11 protein-coding genes and 1 pseudogene are annotated in these 17,750 nt (G+C 65.6%); 6 read left to right on the top strand and 6 right to left on the bottom strand.

Annotation, left to right across the window (positions count from 1 at the left end):
• Positions 1 to 75 precede the first annotated feature (75 nt).
• Positions 76 to 1,533, top strand: a complete 1,458-nt coding sequence (locus G5S42_RS06715; RefSeq protein ID WP_176110387.1) for a M20 family metallopeptidase — start codon at positions 76 to 78, stop codon at positions 1,531 to 1,533.
• A gap of 91 nt (positions 1,534 to 1,624) precedes the next feature.
• Positions 1,625 to 2,728 carry a malate/lactate/ureidoglycolate dehydrogenase gene (locus tag G5S42_RS06710; protein WP_176106084.1) on the top strand — a complete coding sequence of 368 codons (1,104 nt, stop codon included), beginning with the start codon at positions 1,625 to 1,627 and terminating at the stop codon, positions 2,726 to 2,728.
• An 18-nt stretch (positions 2,729 to 2,746) separates the two neighbouring features.
• Here the strand turns inward: G5S42_RS06710 and pdeR are convergent, their stop codons facing one another.
• Both pdeR and G5S42_RS06700 read right to left on the bottom strand, forming a co-directional pair.
• The gene (pdeR, locus tag G5S42_RS06705; protein ID WP_176106083.1) at positions 2,747 to 4,750 is read right to left on the bottom strand and encodes a cyclic di-GMP phosphodiesterase; all 2,004 of its coding nucleotides are present in this window, start codon (positions 4,748 to 4,750) and stop codon (positions 2,747 to 2,749) included.
• 205 nt (positions 4,751 to 4,955) lie between these two features.
• Complete coding sequence (locus G5S42_RS06700) at positions 4,956 to 9,497, bottom strand: DEAD/DEAH box helicase (protein WP_176106082.1); 4,542 nt, start codon at positions 9,495 to 9,497, stop codon at positions 4,956 to 4,958.
• Between the two features lie 271 nt (positions 9,498 to 9,768).
• Between G5S42_RS06700 and G5S42_RS06695 the strand changes: the two genes are divergently transcribed.
• The 3 genes from G5S42_RS06695 (at position 9,769) to G5S42_RS06685 (ending at position 13,045) form a co-directional block, all read left to right on the top strand.
• Entirely contained in the window at positions 9,769 to 10,824 is a 1,056-nt protein-coding gene (locus G5S42_RS06695) for an aldo/keto reductase (protein WP_176106081.1), read from the top strand.
• Between the two features lie 149 nt (positions 10,825 to 10,973).
• Entirely contained in the window at positions 10,974 to 12,020 is a 1,047-nt protein-coding gene (locus G5S42_RS06690; RefSeq protein ID WP_217709847.1) for a YncE family protein, read from the top strand.
• A 20-nt stretch (positions 12,021 to 12,040) separates the two neighbouring features.
• Entirely contained in the window at positions 12,041 to 13,045 is a 1,005-nt protein-coding gene (locus G5S42_RS06685) for a sterol desaturase family protein (RefSeq protein WP_176106079.1), read from the top strand.
• 75 nt (positions 13,046 to 13,120) lie between these two features.
• On the opposite strand, the gene G5S42_RS06680 is transcribed toward G5S42_RS06685, so the two are convergent.
• The 3 genes and pseudogenes from G5S42_RS06680 to G5S42_RS06670 all read right to left on the bottom strand — a co-directional run bounded on the left by G5S42_RS06680 (position 13,121) and on the right by G5S42_RS06670 (position 14,710).
• Positions 13,121 to 14,458 carry an ABC transporter ATP-binding protein gene (locus tag G5S42_RS06680; protein WP_176106078.1) on the bottom strand — a complete coding sequence of 446 codons (1,338 nt, stop codon included), beginning with the start codon at positions 14,456 to 14,458 and terminating at the stop codon, positions 13,121 to 13,123.
• A gap of 4 nt (positions 14,459 to 14,462) precedes the next feature.
• Positions 14,463 to 14,606 (bottom strand): annotated as a pseudogene (locus G5S42_RS06675) (ABC transporter permease subunit); the annotation flags it as partial.
• The gene (locus tag G5S42_RS06670; protein ID WP_176104964.1) at positions 14,552 to 14,710 is read right to left on the bottom strand and encodes a hypothetical protein; all 159 of its coding nucleotides are present in this window, start codon (positions 14,708 to 14,710) and stop codon (positions 14,552 to 14,554) included. The pseudogene G5S42_RS06675 and the gene G5S42_RS06670, both read right to left, overlap by 55 nt.
• Positions 14,711 to 15,761: 1,051 nt before the next feature.
• Between G5S42_RS06670 and G5S42_RS06665 the strand changes: the two genes are divergently transcribed.
• On the top strand, positions 15,762 to 17,258 hold the full coding sequence (locus G5S42_RS06665; protein ID WP_176106077.1) for a carbohydrate porin: 1,497 nt from the start codon (positions 15,762 to 15,764) through the stop codon (positions 17,256 to 17,258).
• A 144-nt stretch (positions 17,259 to 17,402) separates the two neighbouring features.
• On the opposite strand, the gene G5S42_RS06660 is transcribed toward G5S42_RS06665, so the two are convergent.
• Positions 17,403 to 17,744 carry a carboxymuconolactone decarboxylase family protein gene (locus G5S42_RS06660; RefSeq protein WP_176106076.1) on the bottom strand — a complete coding sequence of 114 codons (342 nt, stop codon included), beginning with the start codon at positions 17,742 to 17,744 and terminating at the stop codon, positions 17,403 to 17,405.
• Positions 17,745 to 17,750 lie beyond the last annotated feature (6 nt).

Below are 17,750 nucleotides of genomic sequence, written 5' to 3'. Positions count from 1 at the left end.
CGCAAGGGGTTCAGCCCGACACGCATCGGGACTATGATGATCGTTTCGACCGAACAGTACTTCACGGACCCGATCATGATCACCGACACGACCCAGCAGGCCCACCTCAATCCGGACACGCTACGAGCATTCGTCGAGCGCAAGTGGAACGACGAGATCGTGCCCGCGCTGACGGACTACATCGCGGTGCCCGCGAAGAGCCCGGCCTTCGATCCCGACTGGGCGAAGCATGGTTACCTCGAGCGCGTGATCACCGACGCCGCGAAATGGGCCGAGCAGCAACCGGTGCGCGGCCTGAAGCTCGAAGTGATCCGTCTGCCGGGACGCACGCCGGTGATCTTCTTCGAGACCGCCGCGACCCGCTCGGGCAGCACCGAAACCATCGTGCTGTACGGCCACCTCGACAAGCAGCCCGAGTTCGATGGCTGGCGCAACGACCTCGGTCCGTGGACGCCGAAGCTCGAGGACGGCAAGCTGTACGGCCGCGGCGGCGCGGACGACGGCTACGCGATCTACGCGAGCCTGACGGCGCTCGCCGCGCTCGATGCGCAAGGTGTCGAGCGTCCGCGCTGTGTCGGGCTGATCGAAACCTGCGAAGAGTCGGGCAGCTACGATCTGCTGCCCTACGTCGACGCGCTGCGCGAGCGGCTCGGTAACGTCGGGCTGGTCGTGTGTCTCGATTCGGGCGCGGGCAATTACGATCAGCTGTGGCTGACGACGTCGCTGCGCGGGCTCGTCGCCGGCGATCTCGAAGTGCAGGTGCTCGACGAGGGGATTCACTCGGGGGTCTACGGCGGCATCGTGCCGTCGAGCTTCCGCATCATGCGTCAACTGTTCGACCGTCTCGAAGACTCCGCGAACGGCACGCTGCTGCCAAAGGGTTTTCATTGCCCGGTGCCGGCCGATCGTCTGCGCGAAGCGGAGGCTGCCGCGAGGATTCTCGGCGATGACGTGTGGAAGAAGATGCCGTGGGCATGCGGGCAGGACGGCCGTCAGGTGCTGCCCACCACGACCGATCCACAGGAGGCGCTGCTCAATTCGACGTGGCGTCCTTCGCTGTCGGTGACGGGCGCGGCCGGCTTGCCCGCGCTCGCCGACGCCGGCAACGTGCTGCGTCCGCGCACCGCGTTCAAGCTGTCGCTGCGTCTGCCGCCGACCATCGAAGCGGAAAAGGCCGTCGCCGAACTGAAGGCGCTGCTCGAATTCGATCCGCCGTACAACGCGAAGGTCACGTTCAAGCCGGATGCGGGGGCGGCGAGCGGCTGGAACGCACCGGAGGTCGCACCGTGGCTGGCCACCGCGCTCAGCGATGCATCGCGTCAGCATTTCGGCGCAGACGCGGCCTACATGGGCCTCGGCGGCACCATCCCATTGATGAACGTGCTGAAGGCGGGCTTCCCGAAGTCGCAGTTCATGGTGTGCGGCGTGCTTGGGCCGAAGTCGAATGCGCATGGGCCCAACGAGTTCCTGCACGTGCCGTACGGCAAGAAACTGACGGCCGCGGTTGCCGAAGTGATCGCCGCGGCGCCGTGAGTCGTGGCCTCGTTTGAGTGGGGCTCGGGCGCGACCCGGGCCCGTGCTTACTGATGCTTTCTTCTCCGTTCGAACCACACCGATAAGCTGAATGACCGACTCCCAGACTGACCAAGCCAACACGCCCCGGATTCCGGCCGATCAACTGCATGCCTACGTCAGGGCGATCTGGGAGCGAGCGGGCAGTGCGCCGCGCGAAGCGGAGCTGATCGCCGATCATCTGGTGGCCGCGAATCTGACCGGACACGACTCGCATGGCGTCGGCATGATCCCGCGCTATGTCGAATCGCTCGCCGACCAGCAACTGCAACTTAATCGGCATGCCGACGTCATCAAAGACGCGGGCGCGGTGCTGACCGTCGAAGGCGGCAAGGGCTTCGGTCAGGTGATCGCGTTCGAGGCGATGGAGCGGGGCATCGAGCGCGCGCGGCGGCTCGGCATCTGCGCGGTGGGCTTGCGCGGCGCGCATCATATCGGCCGCATCGGGCACTGGGCCGAGCAGTGCGCGCGCGCCGGCCTGGTGTCGTTCCACTTCGTCAACGTGGCGGGCGATCCGCTCGTCGCGCCGTTCGGCGGCGCGGACCGCCGCATCGGCACGAATCCGTTCTGCGCCGCTTATCCGCGACCCGGCAAGCCGCCTCTCGTGCTCGACTTCGCGACCAGTACCATCGCGTTCGGCAAGACGCGCGTCGCGTATAACCAGGGCAAGCACACGCCACCCGGCGCGCTGATCGATCACGAAGGCATGCCGACGCTCGAACCGAAAGTCATGCACGAAGCGCCGTTCGGCGCGCTGACACCGTTCGGTGGCCACAAGGGTTTCGGGCTCGCGGCGATGTGCGAGATTTTCGGCGGTGCGCTGTCGGGCGGCTTCACGACGCACGCCGACACGCTCGGCACCACGCACGCGATCATCAACTGCATGCTGTCCGTGATCATCGATCCGACCGCATTCGACGCGCCCGATGCGCAAGCCGAAGCCGATGCGTTCCTCGCGTGGGTGAAGGCGTCGCCGCTCGCGGCGGGCACCGAGCGCATCTACGAACCCGGCGAACCCGAGCGCGTCACGCGCGCGCAACGCGAGGCCGCCGGCATTCCGATCGACGCGGCTACGTGGATGCAAATTAACTCCGCGGCGCGCGCCGTCGGAATGAGTGCGGACGAAGTGGCAGGCTGGTCCGCGCGCCTCGGCTGAAGCGCGCGACAGCAAGGTTCAGGCGATCAGCCTGAGCTTGCGCCTATCGAGCAGCCAGCGCTCGAATTCGGCGGCGGGCATTGGCCGCGCGTACAGGAAACCCTGCACGTAATCGACGCCCAGGCCCTTCATGAAGGTTTCTTCCGCATCGGTTTCGATCCCCTCGGCGACGACCTGGAAATCGAGTTCCTGCGCGACCGCGACCATCGAGCGCACCAGCGCCTGTGCCTTCATATCAGCGTGGATCGAGCGCGTGAAGCTGCGGTCGAGCTTGATCACGTCGAGCGGAATACGGCCGAGTTGCGACAGCGACGAGTAACCGGTGCCGAAGTCGTCCAGATGCACTTGCGCGCCGAGCTGGCGGAACTGCTTGATCAGTTCGATCGCGGCCGCTTCGTTTTCGATCAGACAGCTTTCGGTCAACTCGAGATCGACCAGGCAGGGATCGAGGCTCGCATGCTGCAACGCCTCGGTGAAATGGCGGACCACGGCCGTATCCGTGAGCTGTCGCGCCGACACGTTGATCGCGACGCGCAGGTCATAGCCGGCCGCCTTCCAGCGGGCCGCCTGTTTCGCGGCGGTCTCCATCACCCAGCGGCCGAGCACGCCGATCAAGCCGGATTCCTCGGCATAACGGATGAATTCCGCGGGCATGATCTGCCCGCGCTCCGGCGAGTTCCAGCGCACCAGCGCTTCCGCGCCTTGCACGGCGCCCGTGGCGAGGTTCAGCTTCGGCTGATAGTGCAGCGCGAACTGGCCTTCCTCGAGCCCGCGGCGCAGATTCGTGTCGAGCCACATGAACTCAGCGACGCGGCGGTTCATGTCCGGCGAGAACACGCGATGCGTACGCTTGCCTTCGTCCTTCGCGACGTACATCGCGGTGTCGGCCGAACGGATCAGCGATTCGAGCGTTTCGCCATGCTCGGGCCAACGCGCGATGCCGATCGAGCAGCCGGTATAGACCTCGACGAGCCCGACCGCGAACGGCATGCGCATTCGATCGAGAATGCGCTGCGCGGTGTTTTCCAGGCCATGCGCGGAGCCCTTCGCCGCGAGCACGATGAACTCGTCGCCCCCGAGGCGCGCGAGCGAGTCGCCCGGATTCAGACAGTTGCGGATCGCGTCCGACACATCGCAGATCAGCCGGTCGCCGAACACGTGGCCGTAGTGATCGTTGACCTTCTTGAAGTTGTCGAGATCGAGAAACAGTACGCCGATGGTTTCGCCGGGCGCGGCCTGTTCGATCGCGATCTGGATGCGCTCCTGGATCGCGTTGCGATTGGCGAGGCCGGTGAGCGGGTCGGTGGTGGCCTGCTCGATCAGCCGGTCCTGCGCGAGCCGTTGCTCAGTGATGTCGGTGCCCGAGCAGATCAGGAACTGGTCTTCGATGCCGCTGCCGCTGCTCACGAACTTGTTGCGAAACAGGAACAGCCGCTCCCCATGCACCGTTTTGATGCGCCGTTCGATCTCGTACGGTTCGCCACGGTTGAAGAAGTGCGCGCTGACCTGGTTCGAGACCGCGCCGTCGTCTGACGACATGAACAGCGTCCAGACGCTGCGGCCGATGATGTCCTCTTCCTTGAGCCCGGTCAGCTCCTCGGCGAGCCGGTTGAAGCGTTGTATCCGGCCGTGCCGGTCGACGATGACGACGACCGAATTGACCTCGGAGACGACCTGTTCGGCGAACGACAGACCGTGCAGCAGTGCGCGCGCGACGGATTCGGTGTCGGCATGGGTCGAGGCGGTGCCGCCCCAGCGATGACAATCGAGTTTCTTGCCGACCAGATGCAGCCGCAGCGGCGCGCCGTCCAACTGCACGTCGACGACTACGTGCGAGGTGACGCCGCTCAGCGCGCGGATCTGGGAGGCTTGGCAAGAGTTGAGGGGAATGGCGACGCCGGCAGCCGCGTGGCCGTGCGCCGGCGCGAGTTCCAGCGTGTCGCTGGCCGCCGCTAGGCGCCAGCGAGGGCTGCTCGTGCCGAACCGCGCGTGAAGCACCTGGTCGTGTAGCTCGTCGCTCATGAAATCCCCGGAGAGTGCCGGCGGTCGCTATCAAGGCGGGCGGCGGCAGACGGTCTTCCTCATACTAAAGTGAAACTGTCCCATTGTATCCAAGCGTGACAATTCGAGCGACGAATCATTAACGTTTTGCTAACCAGGAGCACGAGCCGGGGTGGCCGCGCGCGGCGGCACGATGGCATGGCAAAACGAGGCCACGGTGACGTCGTTAGAAGCGGTGTGTGAGCAGCGCGCGGGCGCGTTCGCGGTCGATCGGATTGGCGTCGAGCGCCGCGTCGAAGCAGAACTTGCCGGCCACCAGCGTGGCCGCCGGCACGCCGTCGCGATACAGCACGCGGTTGCCGGTCACGGCCGGCACCTTGTCGCCGACCAGCAGCGTGCCGACGAGATTCAGCGGATCGGTTCCCGCGACGCAGATAAGCGCACCGTCGTTCGCTTGCCGCCGCACCTCGCGCAGCAGCGGAATCGCCTCGGGCAGCGCGAACTGCTCGCCCGCGAGCCCGTTGACGAAACGCCCGCCGCGGATCACGCCACGCGCCTCGAGCCGCTGCAGCACGCGCAGCAGATCGCGCCACGGCGGCAGCCATTCGGCCTCGCGTTCGAGCACGCGCCAGAACACCACGCCGTAGCGGCGCAACAACGTCATTGCGACGTGTTCGAGCACCTCGGGCGGCAACTGACTGCGCCGCTCGGACGGATTTTCCGGCGCGACGGCGGACGGACGGCTTACGAGCGCCCAACGCCCGGCGTCGTCCATGCCGCCGATCAGCGCGCTCGCTCGCGCGCGCCGGCTGCTGGAAAACGCGTTGCGTTTGGCGACCGGCTTCAGCAACGCGCGCAGACCCGCGAAGCTGTCCGAGTTCGCGAGGCCGGCCGCGACCAGCTCGCCGAGCGCGTTTTCGAGCTCCATGCGCAGCACGCGCACCTCGGCGAGCAGTTCGTCGAAGAACATCGCGCCGTGTTGCGCGAGGGTGTCGTGCACGCTTTGCGCGAGCGCCGACAACTCGACCTGGCGCGCGGGATCGAGCAGCGCGCGCCAGGCGCGCAACTGCGCGCGCGGCAGCAGCACGATCGGCGTGCCGCGGACCGGACCGGCGGCGCCGCGCGCCCGCTCGGTCAGGCGGGTCCAGACGATCTTGCCGGCGCGGCATAGCTCATCGAGCGAACTGCTGGTGTAGGCGCGCACCCGCGCGGGCAGGATGTCCTCCTCCCATGCGCCGGCCGCGGCCTGGAAGCCTTCGAGCTGGTCCAGCGCGGCGGCGAGCGCGTCGCGGCCTTCGGCGCGCGTGGTCGGCGTCAGATGCTGCCATTCGAACAGGAAGCGCATGAAGTCGTGCCGCTCGACCGGCTCGATCTCACGCCGCAGCCGCTTCACCGTGTAGCGATGGATGCGTGCGAGCAGGTGCCGCTCGCACCATTCTTCGTGGCTCGTGTGCGGCGTGAAGCGGCCGCGCAACAAGTAGCCTTCGGCCTCGAGACGGATCAGCGCCGGTTCGATCCGCGCGGCCGGCCATCCGAGCGGGCGCGCGATCGCGTCGACCGTCAGCGGGCCGAAACCGGTCAGCCGCGCGCGCAGCACGTCGACGAGTGCGTCGTCGGCGCTCCAGCTTTCGGTGTAGCCCTTCGGGGCGCTCAGCGGCGGCGTGTAGCGATTGCGCGCGACGCCGGGGTAGAGCGCTTCGAAGCAGGTCAGGCGTTCTGCGGGCAGCCACAGTGCGCCGTCGCTGACGTCGTCGTTGCCCGTGCTTGCGTCTGCTTGCGCGGCGAGCGGCAAGCGCGTCGCCCGGCCGGCTTTCGCCAACGCCGCAAGCAGAGTCGGCCAATCTTCATGCGTGCGCGCCTCGGCTTCTGTGATGCAGGCGAGGCCCGTCAGCGCTTCGTGCATTTCGTCGGCGTTGCGTGCTTGCGGCCAGGCCTCGTCGCGCACGCTGTCGATCGCGGCGGCGTCGAGCGCGCCGAGATCGTCGGCGCTTTCAGGGTCGGTCCAGCGGCGGTTCAGCACCGCCTGGGTGCGGCGCTCCTCGATCGGCGCGTCGTCCAGGTACGCGTACGGTTTCGCGGTCAGGATTTCGGCGGCGAGCGGCGACGGCGCCGGCAGATCACGCGCGACGAGCCGCAACTCGCCGTGCTCGATCTGGCGTAGCAGCGCGAGCCAGCGTTCGCTGTCCATCGCGTCGTGCAGGCAGTCGTCGATGGTTTGGTCGACTAATGGGTGGCGCGGCACCTCGCGTTCGCCGACGACGTTCTCCAGACACGCGGCCTGTTCGGGAAACACGCTTGCAAGCAGATCCTCGCTACGCATGCGCTGCAGTTGCGGCGCGGTCTTGCGCCCGCCCGTGTAGCGCGGCAGGCCGAGCGAGGTCGTCGCGTTCCAGCGCCAGCGCACGCCGAATAACGGCGCATCGAGCAGCGCCTGGGTCAGCAGATGCTCGGCGCTGTTCGAATGCAGATAGCGCCACACCTCGTCGAGCACGAACGAGTGGCTGCCGGTCAGCGACAGCACGATCGCGTCTTCGGTGGCCGCCGCCTGCAGCTCGAAGTTGAAGCTGCGGCAGAAGCGCTTGCGCAGCGCGAGCCCCCACGCGCGATTCACGCGGCTGCCGAACGGTGAGTGGATCACGAGCTGGGTGCCGCCCGATTCGTCGAAGAAGCGCTCCATCACGAGCGTGCTCTGCGTCGGCAAGACTCCGAGCGCGGCGCGGGCGCGCGCCAGGTATTCGACGATCTGGCGCGCGGCCGGTTCGTCGAGCGCGAGGTTGTCGGCGAGCCAGGTGATAGCGTGGTCGAGACGCGGCGCGGTGGGCTCGAGTTCGCTTGCGGCTACGGCGGTTGCCGTGGTTGCTCGTGTCTCGCCCTCCGTCAGCAACGCTTCGACCTGCTCCCGCAATCTCGCAACCGCGAACGACAGCTCGTCGCTGCGCCCCGGCGCCTCGCCGAGCCAGAACGGAATGTTCGGCGGCTGGCCTTGCGCATCCTCGACCCGCACGCGGCCGCTTTCGATGCGCAGAATCCGGTACGACGCGTTGCCGAGCTGGAACACATCGCCGGCGAGGCTTTCGACCGCGAAGTCCTCGTTGACGGTGCCGATATTGAGCGCCTGCGGTTCGAGCACGACCGCGTAATCGGCGTTCTCGGGAATCGTGCCGCCCGAGGTCACCGCGACCAGCTTGCCGCCGCGCCGGCCGCGCAACGTGCCGCTGACCGCATCGCGATGCACATACGCAGCACGCGGACCGTGGCGGCTCGTGTAGCCCTCGGCGAGCATGCGCAGCACCGCGTCGTATTGCTCGCGCGGCAGATCCGCATACGGCGCGGCACGCCGCAGCATGTCGAACAGCGCATCCTCGCTCCACTCGGCGCTCGATACCTCCGCGACGATCTGTTGCGCGAGCACGTCGAGCGGCGCGCGCGGGATGCGCAACGCATCGAGCTCGCCACGCCGCACGCAATCGAGCAGCGCCGCGCATTCGAGCAGATCGTCGCGCGAGGCCGGAAACAGCCGCCCCTTCGGCATGCCGCCGACGTGGTGTCCCGAGCGGCCGACGCGTTGCAGGAACGGCGCGATCGCGCGCGGCGAACCCATCTGGCAGACGAGATCGACGTCGCCGATATCGATGCCGAGCTCCAGCGACGCGGTCGCGATCAGCACGCGCAGCTCGCCGCGTTTCAGGCGCTGTTCGGCGTCGAAACGATGTTCTTTCGCGAGGCTGCCGTGGTGCGCGGCGACCGCGTCCTTGCCGAGCCGCTCGGTCAGATGGCGGGCGGCGCGCTCGGCCATGCGGCGCGTGTTGACGAAGATCAGCGTCGTGCGATGCTGCGCGACCAGTTCGGCGAGCCGGTCGTAGACGCGCTCCCACACTTCGTTGGCCATCACCGCTTCGAGCGGCACCGGCGGGATCTCCAGCGCGAGGTCGCGCGCGCGGACGTGACCGACGTCGATCACCGCGCACTCGGCCGGCACGTCGCTATCGAGGCTCGCGCCGCCGACCAGAAACCGCGCGACCGCGCTGACCGGCTTTTGCGTCGCCGACAGCCCGATGCGCGGCAGGGGCCGGCCGCAGAGCGCGTCGAGCCGTTCGAGGCTCAGCGCGAGATGACTGCCGCGCTTGCTGCCCGCGAGCGCGTGAATTTCATCGACGATCACCGTGCGCACCGTCGCCAGCATGCGGCGGCCCGAATCGGAGCCGAGCAGCACGTACAGCGACTCGGGCGTCGTCACGAGAATGTGCGGCGCGCGTTTTTTCAGCGCGTTGCGTTCCTGCTGCGTGGTGTCGCCGGTGCGCACGGCGGTGCGGATGTCGAGCGGCGGCAGGCCGAGCGCGTCGAGTTCCGCGGCGATGCCTTGGAGCGGCAGTTGCAGGTTCAGACGGATGTCGTTCGACAGCGCCTTCAGCGGCGACACGTAGACGACCAGCGTTTCGTCGGGCAGCACGCCGTCGTTCGCGAGGCCTTGCGACACCAGGTCGTTCAGCGCGGACAGGAACGCCGTCAGCGTCTTGCCGGAGCCGGTCGGCGCGGCGACCAGCGTCGAGCGGCCGCTGCGGATTTGCGGCCAGGCGGCGGCTTGCGCATCGGTCGGGGCGGCGAAGGTTTTCTGGAACCAGCTGGCAACGGCCGGGTGAAAGCCGGCGAGCGCCTGCGGAGCTGGCGGTAAGGCAGGTGCGACGGGCCGCGCCGCGTTCGCGGTGGAGCGGGCCTTGCGGGAGCGGGGCGCCGCGTCGAGTGCGGCGGCAGTTTTTGCCGAAGTCATGCTCGTGTAGATGAGGGCGGCGCGGGGGATATCCAGTGGGGGTGGCTGGATCAGTACTCGCTAATGGCGCCCGTTTTTGCAGTTGCTGGGCATTCCACGCTGCCGACGCAATAGCGGTCAGTCTCGCAGGTTTTCGGCGCTCGTGTGCGGCGCGTTGGGCGTTGCGTAACTGCTGGAATTCGTAGTTTCGCCGCGTGCGCCCGTCCTGCCAGCCACCGCCATTTGCAGTACGCTTGACGATTCTCCCTGTCCCCACGATGGAGCGTCGACGATGCGATATAACCAGTTGGGCCGTACCGGTGTGTTTGTATCGGAGTTGTGTTTGGGCACGATGACCTTCGGCGGTGGCGAAGGCATCTGGCGGCAGATCGGCGATCTGCAGCAAAGCGACGCGGAGCGGCTGGTCGGCCGGGCGCTCGACGCGGGCATTAATTTCATCGACACGGCCGACGTCTACGCGGGCGGCCTGTCCGAGCTCATCACGGGCAACGCGCTCAAAAATCTGAAAGTGCCGCGCGACAAGGTCGTGATCGCGACCAAGGTGTTCGGCCAGACCGGCGAGTTCGCCAACGCGCGCGGTGCGTCGCGCTATCACATCCTCGACGGCATCAAGGCGAGCCTGAAGCGTCTACAACTCGATCACGTCGACCTCTATCAGATCCACGGTTTCGATCCGGCCACGCCGATCGAAGAAACCGTGCGCGCGCTCGATACGCTCGTGCAGCACGGCCACGTGCGCTATGTCGGCGTGTCGAACTGGGCCGCATGGCAAATCGCGAAGGCGCTCGGCATCGCCGAGCGGCTCGGCACCGCGCGCTTCGAAACGTTGCAGGCGTATTACTCGATCGCGGGCCGCGATCTCGAACGCGAGCTCGTGCCGATGCTGCAAAGCGAAGGCCTCGGTCTGATGGTATGGAGCCCGCTCGCCGGTGGTTTTCTGAGCGGCAAGTACGGACGTGAACAGCAGGGTGAAGCGGGCAGCCGTCGCACGACTTTCGATTTTCCGCCGATCGATCGCGAGCGTGCGTACGACTGCATCGACGTGATGCGCGAGATGGCCGCGGCGAAGACCGTATCGGTCGCACAGATCTCGCTGGCGTGGCTGCTGCATCAGCGTGTCGTCAGCACGGTGATCGTCGGCGCGAAGAAGATCGAGCAGCTCGACGACAACATCGCGGCGACCAACGTCGCGCTATCCGCCGATGAGCTCGCGAAGCTCGCCGAGGTCAGCGCGCTGCCCGCCGAGTATCCGGGCTGGATGCTGGAGCGGCAGGGCGAACAGCGCCGGCAACAACTGGCCGAGGTTCGGCATGTCGTGCAGCGATAGCGCGACGGCGTTCTCGCGAACGAAGGCCTGAATCTTCATCGTTGGGCGGCGCGAGTTCGAGGCTCGCGCGGCCGCGATCTTCATCACATTTGCCACGCGATTGCGCGTAGACTTCACACGGCAGGTCTTCTTCCGCATCGGCCGCACCGATGCCCAGCGTCGTATTTCAGAGTCCTATCCGGTTCGTGACATTCGCATTCGCTTCGATTACAAAAACCGGCGCTTTCGTGGCGTTGGCTTGCTGTTCGCTGACATTGCCTCATCTCGCCCACGCCGCCGACAACGTGATCGTGCTCGACTCGGGCGAAGCGCAGCTTACGTTGATCGATCCCGTCACGCACAAAGTGATCGGCACCGAGCCGACCGGCAAGGAGCCTCATCATCTGATGATCACGCCCGATGGTCGTTCGCTGATCGTCGCGGATGCGTTTTCGAACGACCTGATGTTCGTCGACCCGCACAGCGGCCGGGTGCAACGCCGTGTCGCGGGCATCGAAGACCCGTACCAGCTTGGTTTTTCGCCCGACCACAAGTGGTTCGTCACCGCGGGCCTGAGGCTCGATCGCCTCGATATCTATCGCTACGATGGCGAGAACGTGACGCTCGCGAAGCGGATTCCGCTCGCGAAGACCCCGAGCCACCTGACCTTTGCAGCCGATAACCGCACCGTGTTCGTCACGCTTCAGGGCACGGGCGAGGTCGCGGCGATCGATCTGCCGACACAGTCAGTGTCGTGGACGCTGCATGTGGGCAAGACGCCGGCCGGACTCTGGATGACCCCGGGCGATCGTTATCTGCTCGTCGGCATGACGGGCGAAGACAATGTCGCGGTGGTCGACTGGAAGAACCGCCAACTCGTGAAGAAGATCCACACGGGCCGCGGCGCGCACAACTTCCGCAATCTCGACGATGGCCAGCATCTCGCCGTGTCGAATCGCGTGGAGAACACGATCAGCATTCTCGATTACAACACGCTGACCAAAGTGGCCGACATAACCGGTTTGATGCCGGGCCCTGACGACATGGAACTATCGGCGGACCGGCGCTATCTATGGGTCACGTTCCGCTTCGCGAGGCACGTCGGCGTCATCGACCTGAGCACGCATCGGCTGGTGGATACGATCGTGGTGGGGCGCTCGCCGCACGGTCTTTATTTCGCCAACCGCGCGCCGGTCTACGCGCCCAATCCCGACTGAGGCAACCCGAAAGGCTTTACATGATTCACGAACTCGTCGCTCAACTCGACAATGGCATCTCAGCCCTGCAGACGCTGCTGTACGTCGACGTGGTCCAGCCGATCTTCTACCGCTTCAATCTGATGGGCTATGACGAAGACACTTACGACGCGCTCTACTGGGTGATCGTCGGCGCGATGCAGATACTGGTGTCGTACCTGGTGTTGCGCCCGCTCGAAGCGCTGCGCCCGGTGGAGACATGGGCGGACCGCAGGGCGTTGCGCGCGGACGTGGTCTACACGTGGATCGCCAAGCTCGGCATCGTCAATCTTGCGTTCTTCTTTCTGCTGCAGCCGTTCTTCAATCATTGGCAGAGCCTGATGGCGATCCACGACGTGCCCAACATCGACGTCGATGATTTGTGGCCGGGCGTCACCGATCAGCCGCTCGTGTCGTTTCTGATCTACCTGATCGTGCTCGATTTCGCCGGCTACTGGTATCACCGCTGGCAACATCGGTTCGGCGTGTGGTGGGAATTGCATGCGGTTCATCACAGTCAGCGGCAGATGTCGCTGTGGGCCGACGACCGCAATCACTTTTTGGACGACATCTTGCAGGCGGCGTTTTTTGCGGCCATTGCGCTGTTCATCGGCGTGCAGCCAAACCAATTCGTCGTGCTCGTCGCGCTCGGCAATTTCATGCAGAGCGTGCAGCACGTGAATGCGCGCCTCCCGTATGGATGGCTGCTCGAACGCCTGATCGTGAGCCCGGCGTTTCATCGGCGTCATCATGCGATCGGCTATGGCCACGAAGGCACCCGCTACGGCTGCAACTTCGGCGTGCTGTTCCCGTGGTGGGACATGCTGTTCGGCACCGCGTCGTGGGAGCGCGCCGTCGAGCCGACCGGCATCCGCGATCAGCTGCCCGCGCCGCATGGTGCCGCGCGTTCGTATGGGGATGGGCTGATCGCTCAGCAGTGGTACGCGTTCGGCCGCATCGCCGGGCGGCTGCGTGGCCGGCCCGGTGCGGGCGAGATCAATCCGTGAAGATCGGTGCGAACTGGAAAATGGCCGCGGAGCACCTGCGTCGGGTTCTCCGCGGCCATTTCGTTTCGGCCCTGCTTAGGTCTCGACATCCGCGAGACTGAAGGTTTCCGTCTTGTCGTTGTACGAGAAGATTTCCGCGTAACGGCCCCAGTCGATCACCGCATCGAGGGTTTCCTGCGCCGCGCTGTCGGACAGCAGGTCCTCGAGCTCCTGCTCGAAGCGCACGCGCGGCGCGCGATGTCCGGGCCGTTCGTTGAGGACCTTCCTGATTCGCGCGGCGAGCGGCACACACTGCAACAGATGATCGGCGAACATGATCTTGCGCTCCTGCGTGCTGCCCTCGGCGAATCGATGCGCGGGCGGCGTGAGGAACACATCGCCCTCGCTGACTTCGGCAAAGCCGAGGTACTGCAGCATCTCCGCGATCGGGAACAGTTCGTCGACTTCCAACTGCAGCGTGCGCGCAATCTCGGGCATGTCGGCGCGGCCGTTATAGGGCGCTGCCGCAAGCGTTTCGATCAGACCAGCCATCAGGTTCGTCGACACGTTCGGCAACCAGCTGCCGGGTTCGAGTTCGCGTTTGGCCGCGGCTCCAGTGGGGCGCGCGGTCATCTTCGCGTAGATTTCGTCGACGAGCGCGCGAAAATCCGGATCGAGCCGGTTGCGCGGATGAGCGAACGGCACCACGGTCTCGGCCACCACGCGCCCGGGGTTCGACGACAGTACGAGGATGCGATCGCACATGAAAACGGCTTCCTCGATGTTGTGCGTGACTATAAGAACCGCCTTGATCGGCATGCGGTCCTGGTTCCACAGGTCGAGCAGGTCGGTACGCAGCGTTTCGGCGGTCAGCACGTCGAGCGCGGAGAACGGCTCGTCCATCAGCAGGATGGTCGGATCGACGACGAGCGCGCGTGCGAAGCCGACGCGCTGCCGCATGCCGCCCGACAGCTCGCGCGGATACGCGTTTTCGAAGCCGTCGAGACCGATCAGATCGATCGCCGCGAGCGCGCGCGTGCGCCGCTCCTCGATGCCGACGCCGAGCGCCTCCAGCCCCGCTTCGACGTTCTGCAGCACCGTCAGCCACGGAAACAACGCGAAGGTCTGGAACACCATCGCGACGCCCTCGGCTGGACCGTCGAGCGGCTTGCCCAGGTAGGTCACGTTGCCGCTCGTCGGCCGGATCAAACCGGCGATGATGCGCAGCAGTGTCGACTTGCCCGAGCCCGAGCGGCCGAGCAGTCCGACGATCTCGCCCTCGCGCAGCGTCAGATTCACGTCGTCGAGCACCAGCAGCTCGCTCTGATTTTTATGAAAGCCGCGGCTCACGTGCTCGATGTTCAGCACCTGCGCGCCCAGGCGCGGCGACGACGGGAGCAGGTCGGCGGGGATGGCTTGAATGACGTTTTGCATGGCTTTACTCCTGGTCGAGTCGGAGCCTTGATTCGGCGAAGGCATACAGGGGGCGCCACAGCGCGCGGTTGAACAGCGTGACGAATAGCGCCATCACGGCGACGCCAAGGATGATCTTCGGAAAGTCGCCGGCGGCATCATGTCGAGCAGCCAGGACTGCGGCGCGTTGCCCGAACTCGTGGTCTCCATGCGGAACTTGTCGGCCCACGCGACGAGCGGACGGAGCAGCAGCTGGTCATAGGCGAGGATCACGTATTTGTGAGCAGCGAAGTCGTGCTGCCGTACAGGGCGGTGGCCTGCGCATCGATTCGCGACGGATCGTTGAGTTGGAACATGACGAATTGCAAGTTGATGAAAGGGCTTATTCAGCAAGCAACGGTCACGACGAGGCAACACCACAATCTTTCGATGATGGCGTCGATTCGTGACAGGAGCTTGGCAAAACATCGCACGCTTGGCGCGGCGTCAGGGTGCTAGCTGCTTTCCTTCTGTAAGGCTGAAGGGAAGGGGCATAAACAACAACTGTCACTGTCGGGCATGTCGGCCCCTCGTCGGGTTGAACTGCGCGCATACGCGCAGCGTGGCTCTACCGAACTCGTCCGAACCCGCGAGCAGGCGCGGGTATGGGCGAGCGCCGGCCGCAAACCCGAAGGCTTGCGAGGGCGTGCCAGCGTGGACGAGCGAAGGCCGCGTCCACATGGCGCTAATGATCGAGGTGCACGAAGGGGCTTTGCTGCGGCGCGCACCGTTCTGCCGGTCAGGCAGTGAAACTGTTCGAAGATTGACTACTGCAGGTGTCCAAGGCATCAGCCTCATTTGAGAAAACGGGCGAATTCCAGACGCGGTAAAGAACCGGAGTCAACCAGATTCTGTAAGCAGAGCCAACATTCTTCGAAAGAACCCGAGGCCGTCCTTGTGCGATTTTTACTTGCGCTTTTTGGGAGCATGTCAATACAATCCGCCCCAACGTATCGAAGGAGTCGTCCATGGACCCGTGTCCAGAAAGTGGAAGTCCGATGCCGGCCAGCACCGGCAGCACCACCGCGAGATAGTCGCCGCAGGTTCACTCCTTCGCCGCTGACTCGCTGAAGTCGGGTTAGCGCGCTTCAATTCCAACCGGCCTTGCCGTCGGTTTTCTGTAGCACGCCTGCTCTTTTTTTGACCGTCGTTTGCGAGCCTGCTTGCAGAGGCGATTGCGCTTTCGCATTTGCGCTTGCTGTTTGCCGGATCTTTCACACACGTCCATGCGCATGTGCGAATAACGACGGAGCGATCCGCCTATAACTCCAATCCCCAATAACCGATGAAAAATATCGACAAGCGCAGACTACTGGGCTCCGGCGGTTCGATCGCCGTGACTGCGGTTCTTTCCCTCGGCCTCGGCCCTTGCGCGTTCGCGCAGACACCCGGCGACGCCACCCCGGCGCAAGCGGCGCCATCGACTGCACCGGCCGCACCGGTTCCCGGCGCCACGGACAACGCGGCGCCCGCCGGTCAGACCGTCGCAGCGCCGACCGGATTGTGGGAGCGCTCGAACCTGTTCGGCGAAATGGGCGGCCTGCGTCCCTGGCTCGGCAACTACGGCGTGACGTTCAATCTGCAGGAGACCAGCGAATACATGGGCAACCTGTCGGGCGGCACGAATCGCGGCGGTGCCTATCAAGGCTTGACCGGGTTCGGACTCGTCGTCGATACGGAAAAGGCCTTCGGATTGCCGGGCGGCACCTTCAACGTCTCCGGTCTGCAGATTCACGGCACGAGCCTGACCGCCAGAAATCTGCAAACACTGCAAACTGCGAGCGGCATCGAAGCCGACGCCGCGACCCGTCTGTGGGAACTGTGGTATCAGCAGTCGCTCGGCAACGTCGATGTGAAGATCGGCCAGCAGAGTCTCGATCAGGAGTTCATGGTCAGCCAGTACGCGGCCACCTTCATGAACGCAACGTTTGGCTGGCCGGTGCTGCCGGCCGTCGATCTGCCCGCGGGCGGACCGGCCTATCCGCTGTCGTCGCTCGGCGTGAGGGCGCGCGCATCGTTCGCGAACGGCGTCACCGTGCTGGGCGGCGTATTCGACGGCAACCCGGCGCCAGGCGTCGGCGATCCGCAAAAGCTCAACGCGAGCGGCACGAACTTCAATCTCGGCAACGGCGCGCTCGTGATCGGCGAACTGCAGTACGCGATCAACCAGCCGTCGGCGAATCCTTCCGATCCGAGGCCGGCTGGCCTGCCGGGCACCTACAAGCTTGGCTTCTGGTACAACAGCAACCACTTCGCGGATCAGGGTTTCGACACCGGCGGCCTGTCGCTGGCGAATCCGGCGAGCAACGGCATGCCGACGAATCATCGCGGCAACTACAGCTTCTACGCGGTTGCCGACCAGATGGTGTGGCGCGCGGGCCCCGACAGTCCGCAGTCGGTCGGCGTGTTCGCCCGCATCATGGGTGCGCCGGGCGATCGCAATCTGGTCGATCTCGGCGTCAACGCGGGCGTCACACTCAAGGCGCCGTTCAAGGGGCGCGACAACGATGTGGTCGGGCTTGCGCTCGGCTATGCAAAGATCGGTTCTCACGCGCAGAATCTGGCGAGCGCGCAGGCGCTGTACACGCCGGGCTATCCGTCACGCAGCGCGGAGACGGTGCTCGAAGCCACTTATCAATACCAGGTCGCGCCGTGGTGGATGCTGCAAGCGGACTTCCAGTACTTCTGGCGGCCGGGCGGCGGGATTCCGGACCCGGACGATTCGTCCCAGCGCATCAGGAACGAAGCGGTTCTCGGCTTGCGCACGACAATCCAGTTCTGAGGAAAGGTCGCGCGGCTGGCTGATACTCGCTTCATCAATCGCTTCAACAAAGGCCGCGCGCCGCATCGCCGAACATGATCGGTCGATGCGGCGCGTTACGAGGCACGCCGACTTGGCGAGCGCCCCGGCTCATCATCGACTCGCTTACCCCTGCGCATGCGCGGCGACCGCGTCCAGCGTGCGCGCCGAGTACACCAGCGTCGCGCCCGCGTTGACCGCCATCGCGACGCCGAGCGCTTCGGCGATTTCCTCGCGGGTCGCGCCGTGCTTCAGCGCCTCGGCCGTATGGACCGTGATACAGCCGTCACAGCGCAGGCTCACCGCGACCGCGAGCGCAATCAGCTCGCGCGTTTTCGCTCCGAGCAGATCGGTCTTCTGACCGGCATTCGACATCGCCTGATACGCCTTTACGCTGTCCGGCGCGAGCTTCGACATTTCGCCGATACGGCCGAACAGTTCCTTGCGGTAATCGATCCAGTCCAACATGGCAGT

Origin of the sequence: Paraburkholderia youngii (genome assembly GCF_013366925.1) — a bacterium.
GTDB lineage: Bacteria > Pseudomonadota > Gammaproteobacteria > Burkholderiales > Burkholderiaceae > Paraburkholderia > Paraburkholderia youngii.
The sequence above is the reverse complement of the archived record's forward strand: the minus strand, read 5'-3'. Positions and strand labels throughout refer to the sequence as shown.

What these genes read in the sequence shown, in the direction of transcription:
- G5S42_RS06700 (WP_176106082.1), bottom strand. Translation starts at nt 9,497, where the DNA reads ATGACTTCGGCAAAAACTGCCGCCGCACTCGACGCGGCGCCCCGCTCC.
- G5S42_RS06690 (WP_217709847.1), top strand. Translation starts at nt 10,974, where the DNA reads ATGCCCAGCGTCGTATTTCAGAGTCCTATCCGGTTCGTGACATTCGCA.
- G5S42_RS06680 (WP_176106078.1), bottom strand. Translation starts at nt 14,458, where the DNA reads ATGCAAAACGTCATTCAAGCCATCCCCGCCGACCTGCTCCCGTCGTCG.
- G5S42_RS06665 (WP_176106077.1), top strand. Translation starts at nt 15,762, where the DNA reads ATGAAAAATATCGACAAGCGCAGACTACTGGGCTCCGGCGGTTCGATC.
- G5S42_RS06685 (WP_176106079.1), top strand. Translation starts at nt 12,041, where the DNA reads ATGATTCACGAACTCGTCGCTCAACTCGACAATGGCATCTCAGCCCTG.
- G5S42_RS06715 (WP_176110387.1), top strand. Translation starts at nt 76, where the DNA reads ATGATCACCGACACGACCCAGCAGGCCCACCTCAATCCGGACACGCTA.
- G5S42_RS06710 (WP_176106084.1), top strand. Translation starts at nt 1,625, where the DNA reads ATGACCGACTCCCAGACTGACCAAGCCAACACGCCCCGGATTCCGGCC.
- G5S42_RS06660 (WP_176106076.1), bottom strand. Translation starts at nt 17,744, where the DNA reads ATGTTGGACTGGATCGATTACCGCAAGGAACTGTTCGGCCGTATCGGC.
- pdeR (WP_176106083.1), bottom strand. Translation starts at nt 4,750, where the DNA reads ATGAGCGACGAGCTACACGACCAGGTGCTTCACGCGCGGTTCGGCACG.
- G5S42_RS06695 (WP_176106081.1), top strand. Translation starts at nt 9,769, where the DNA reads ATGCGATATAACCAGTTGGGCCGTACCGGTGTGTTTGTATCGGAGTTG.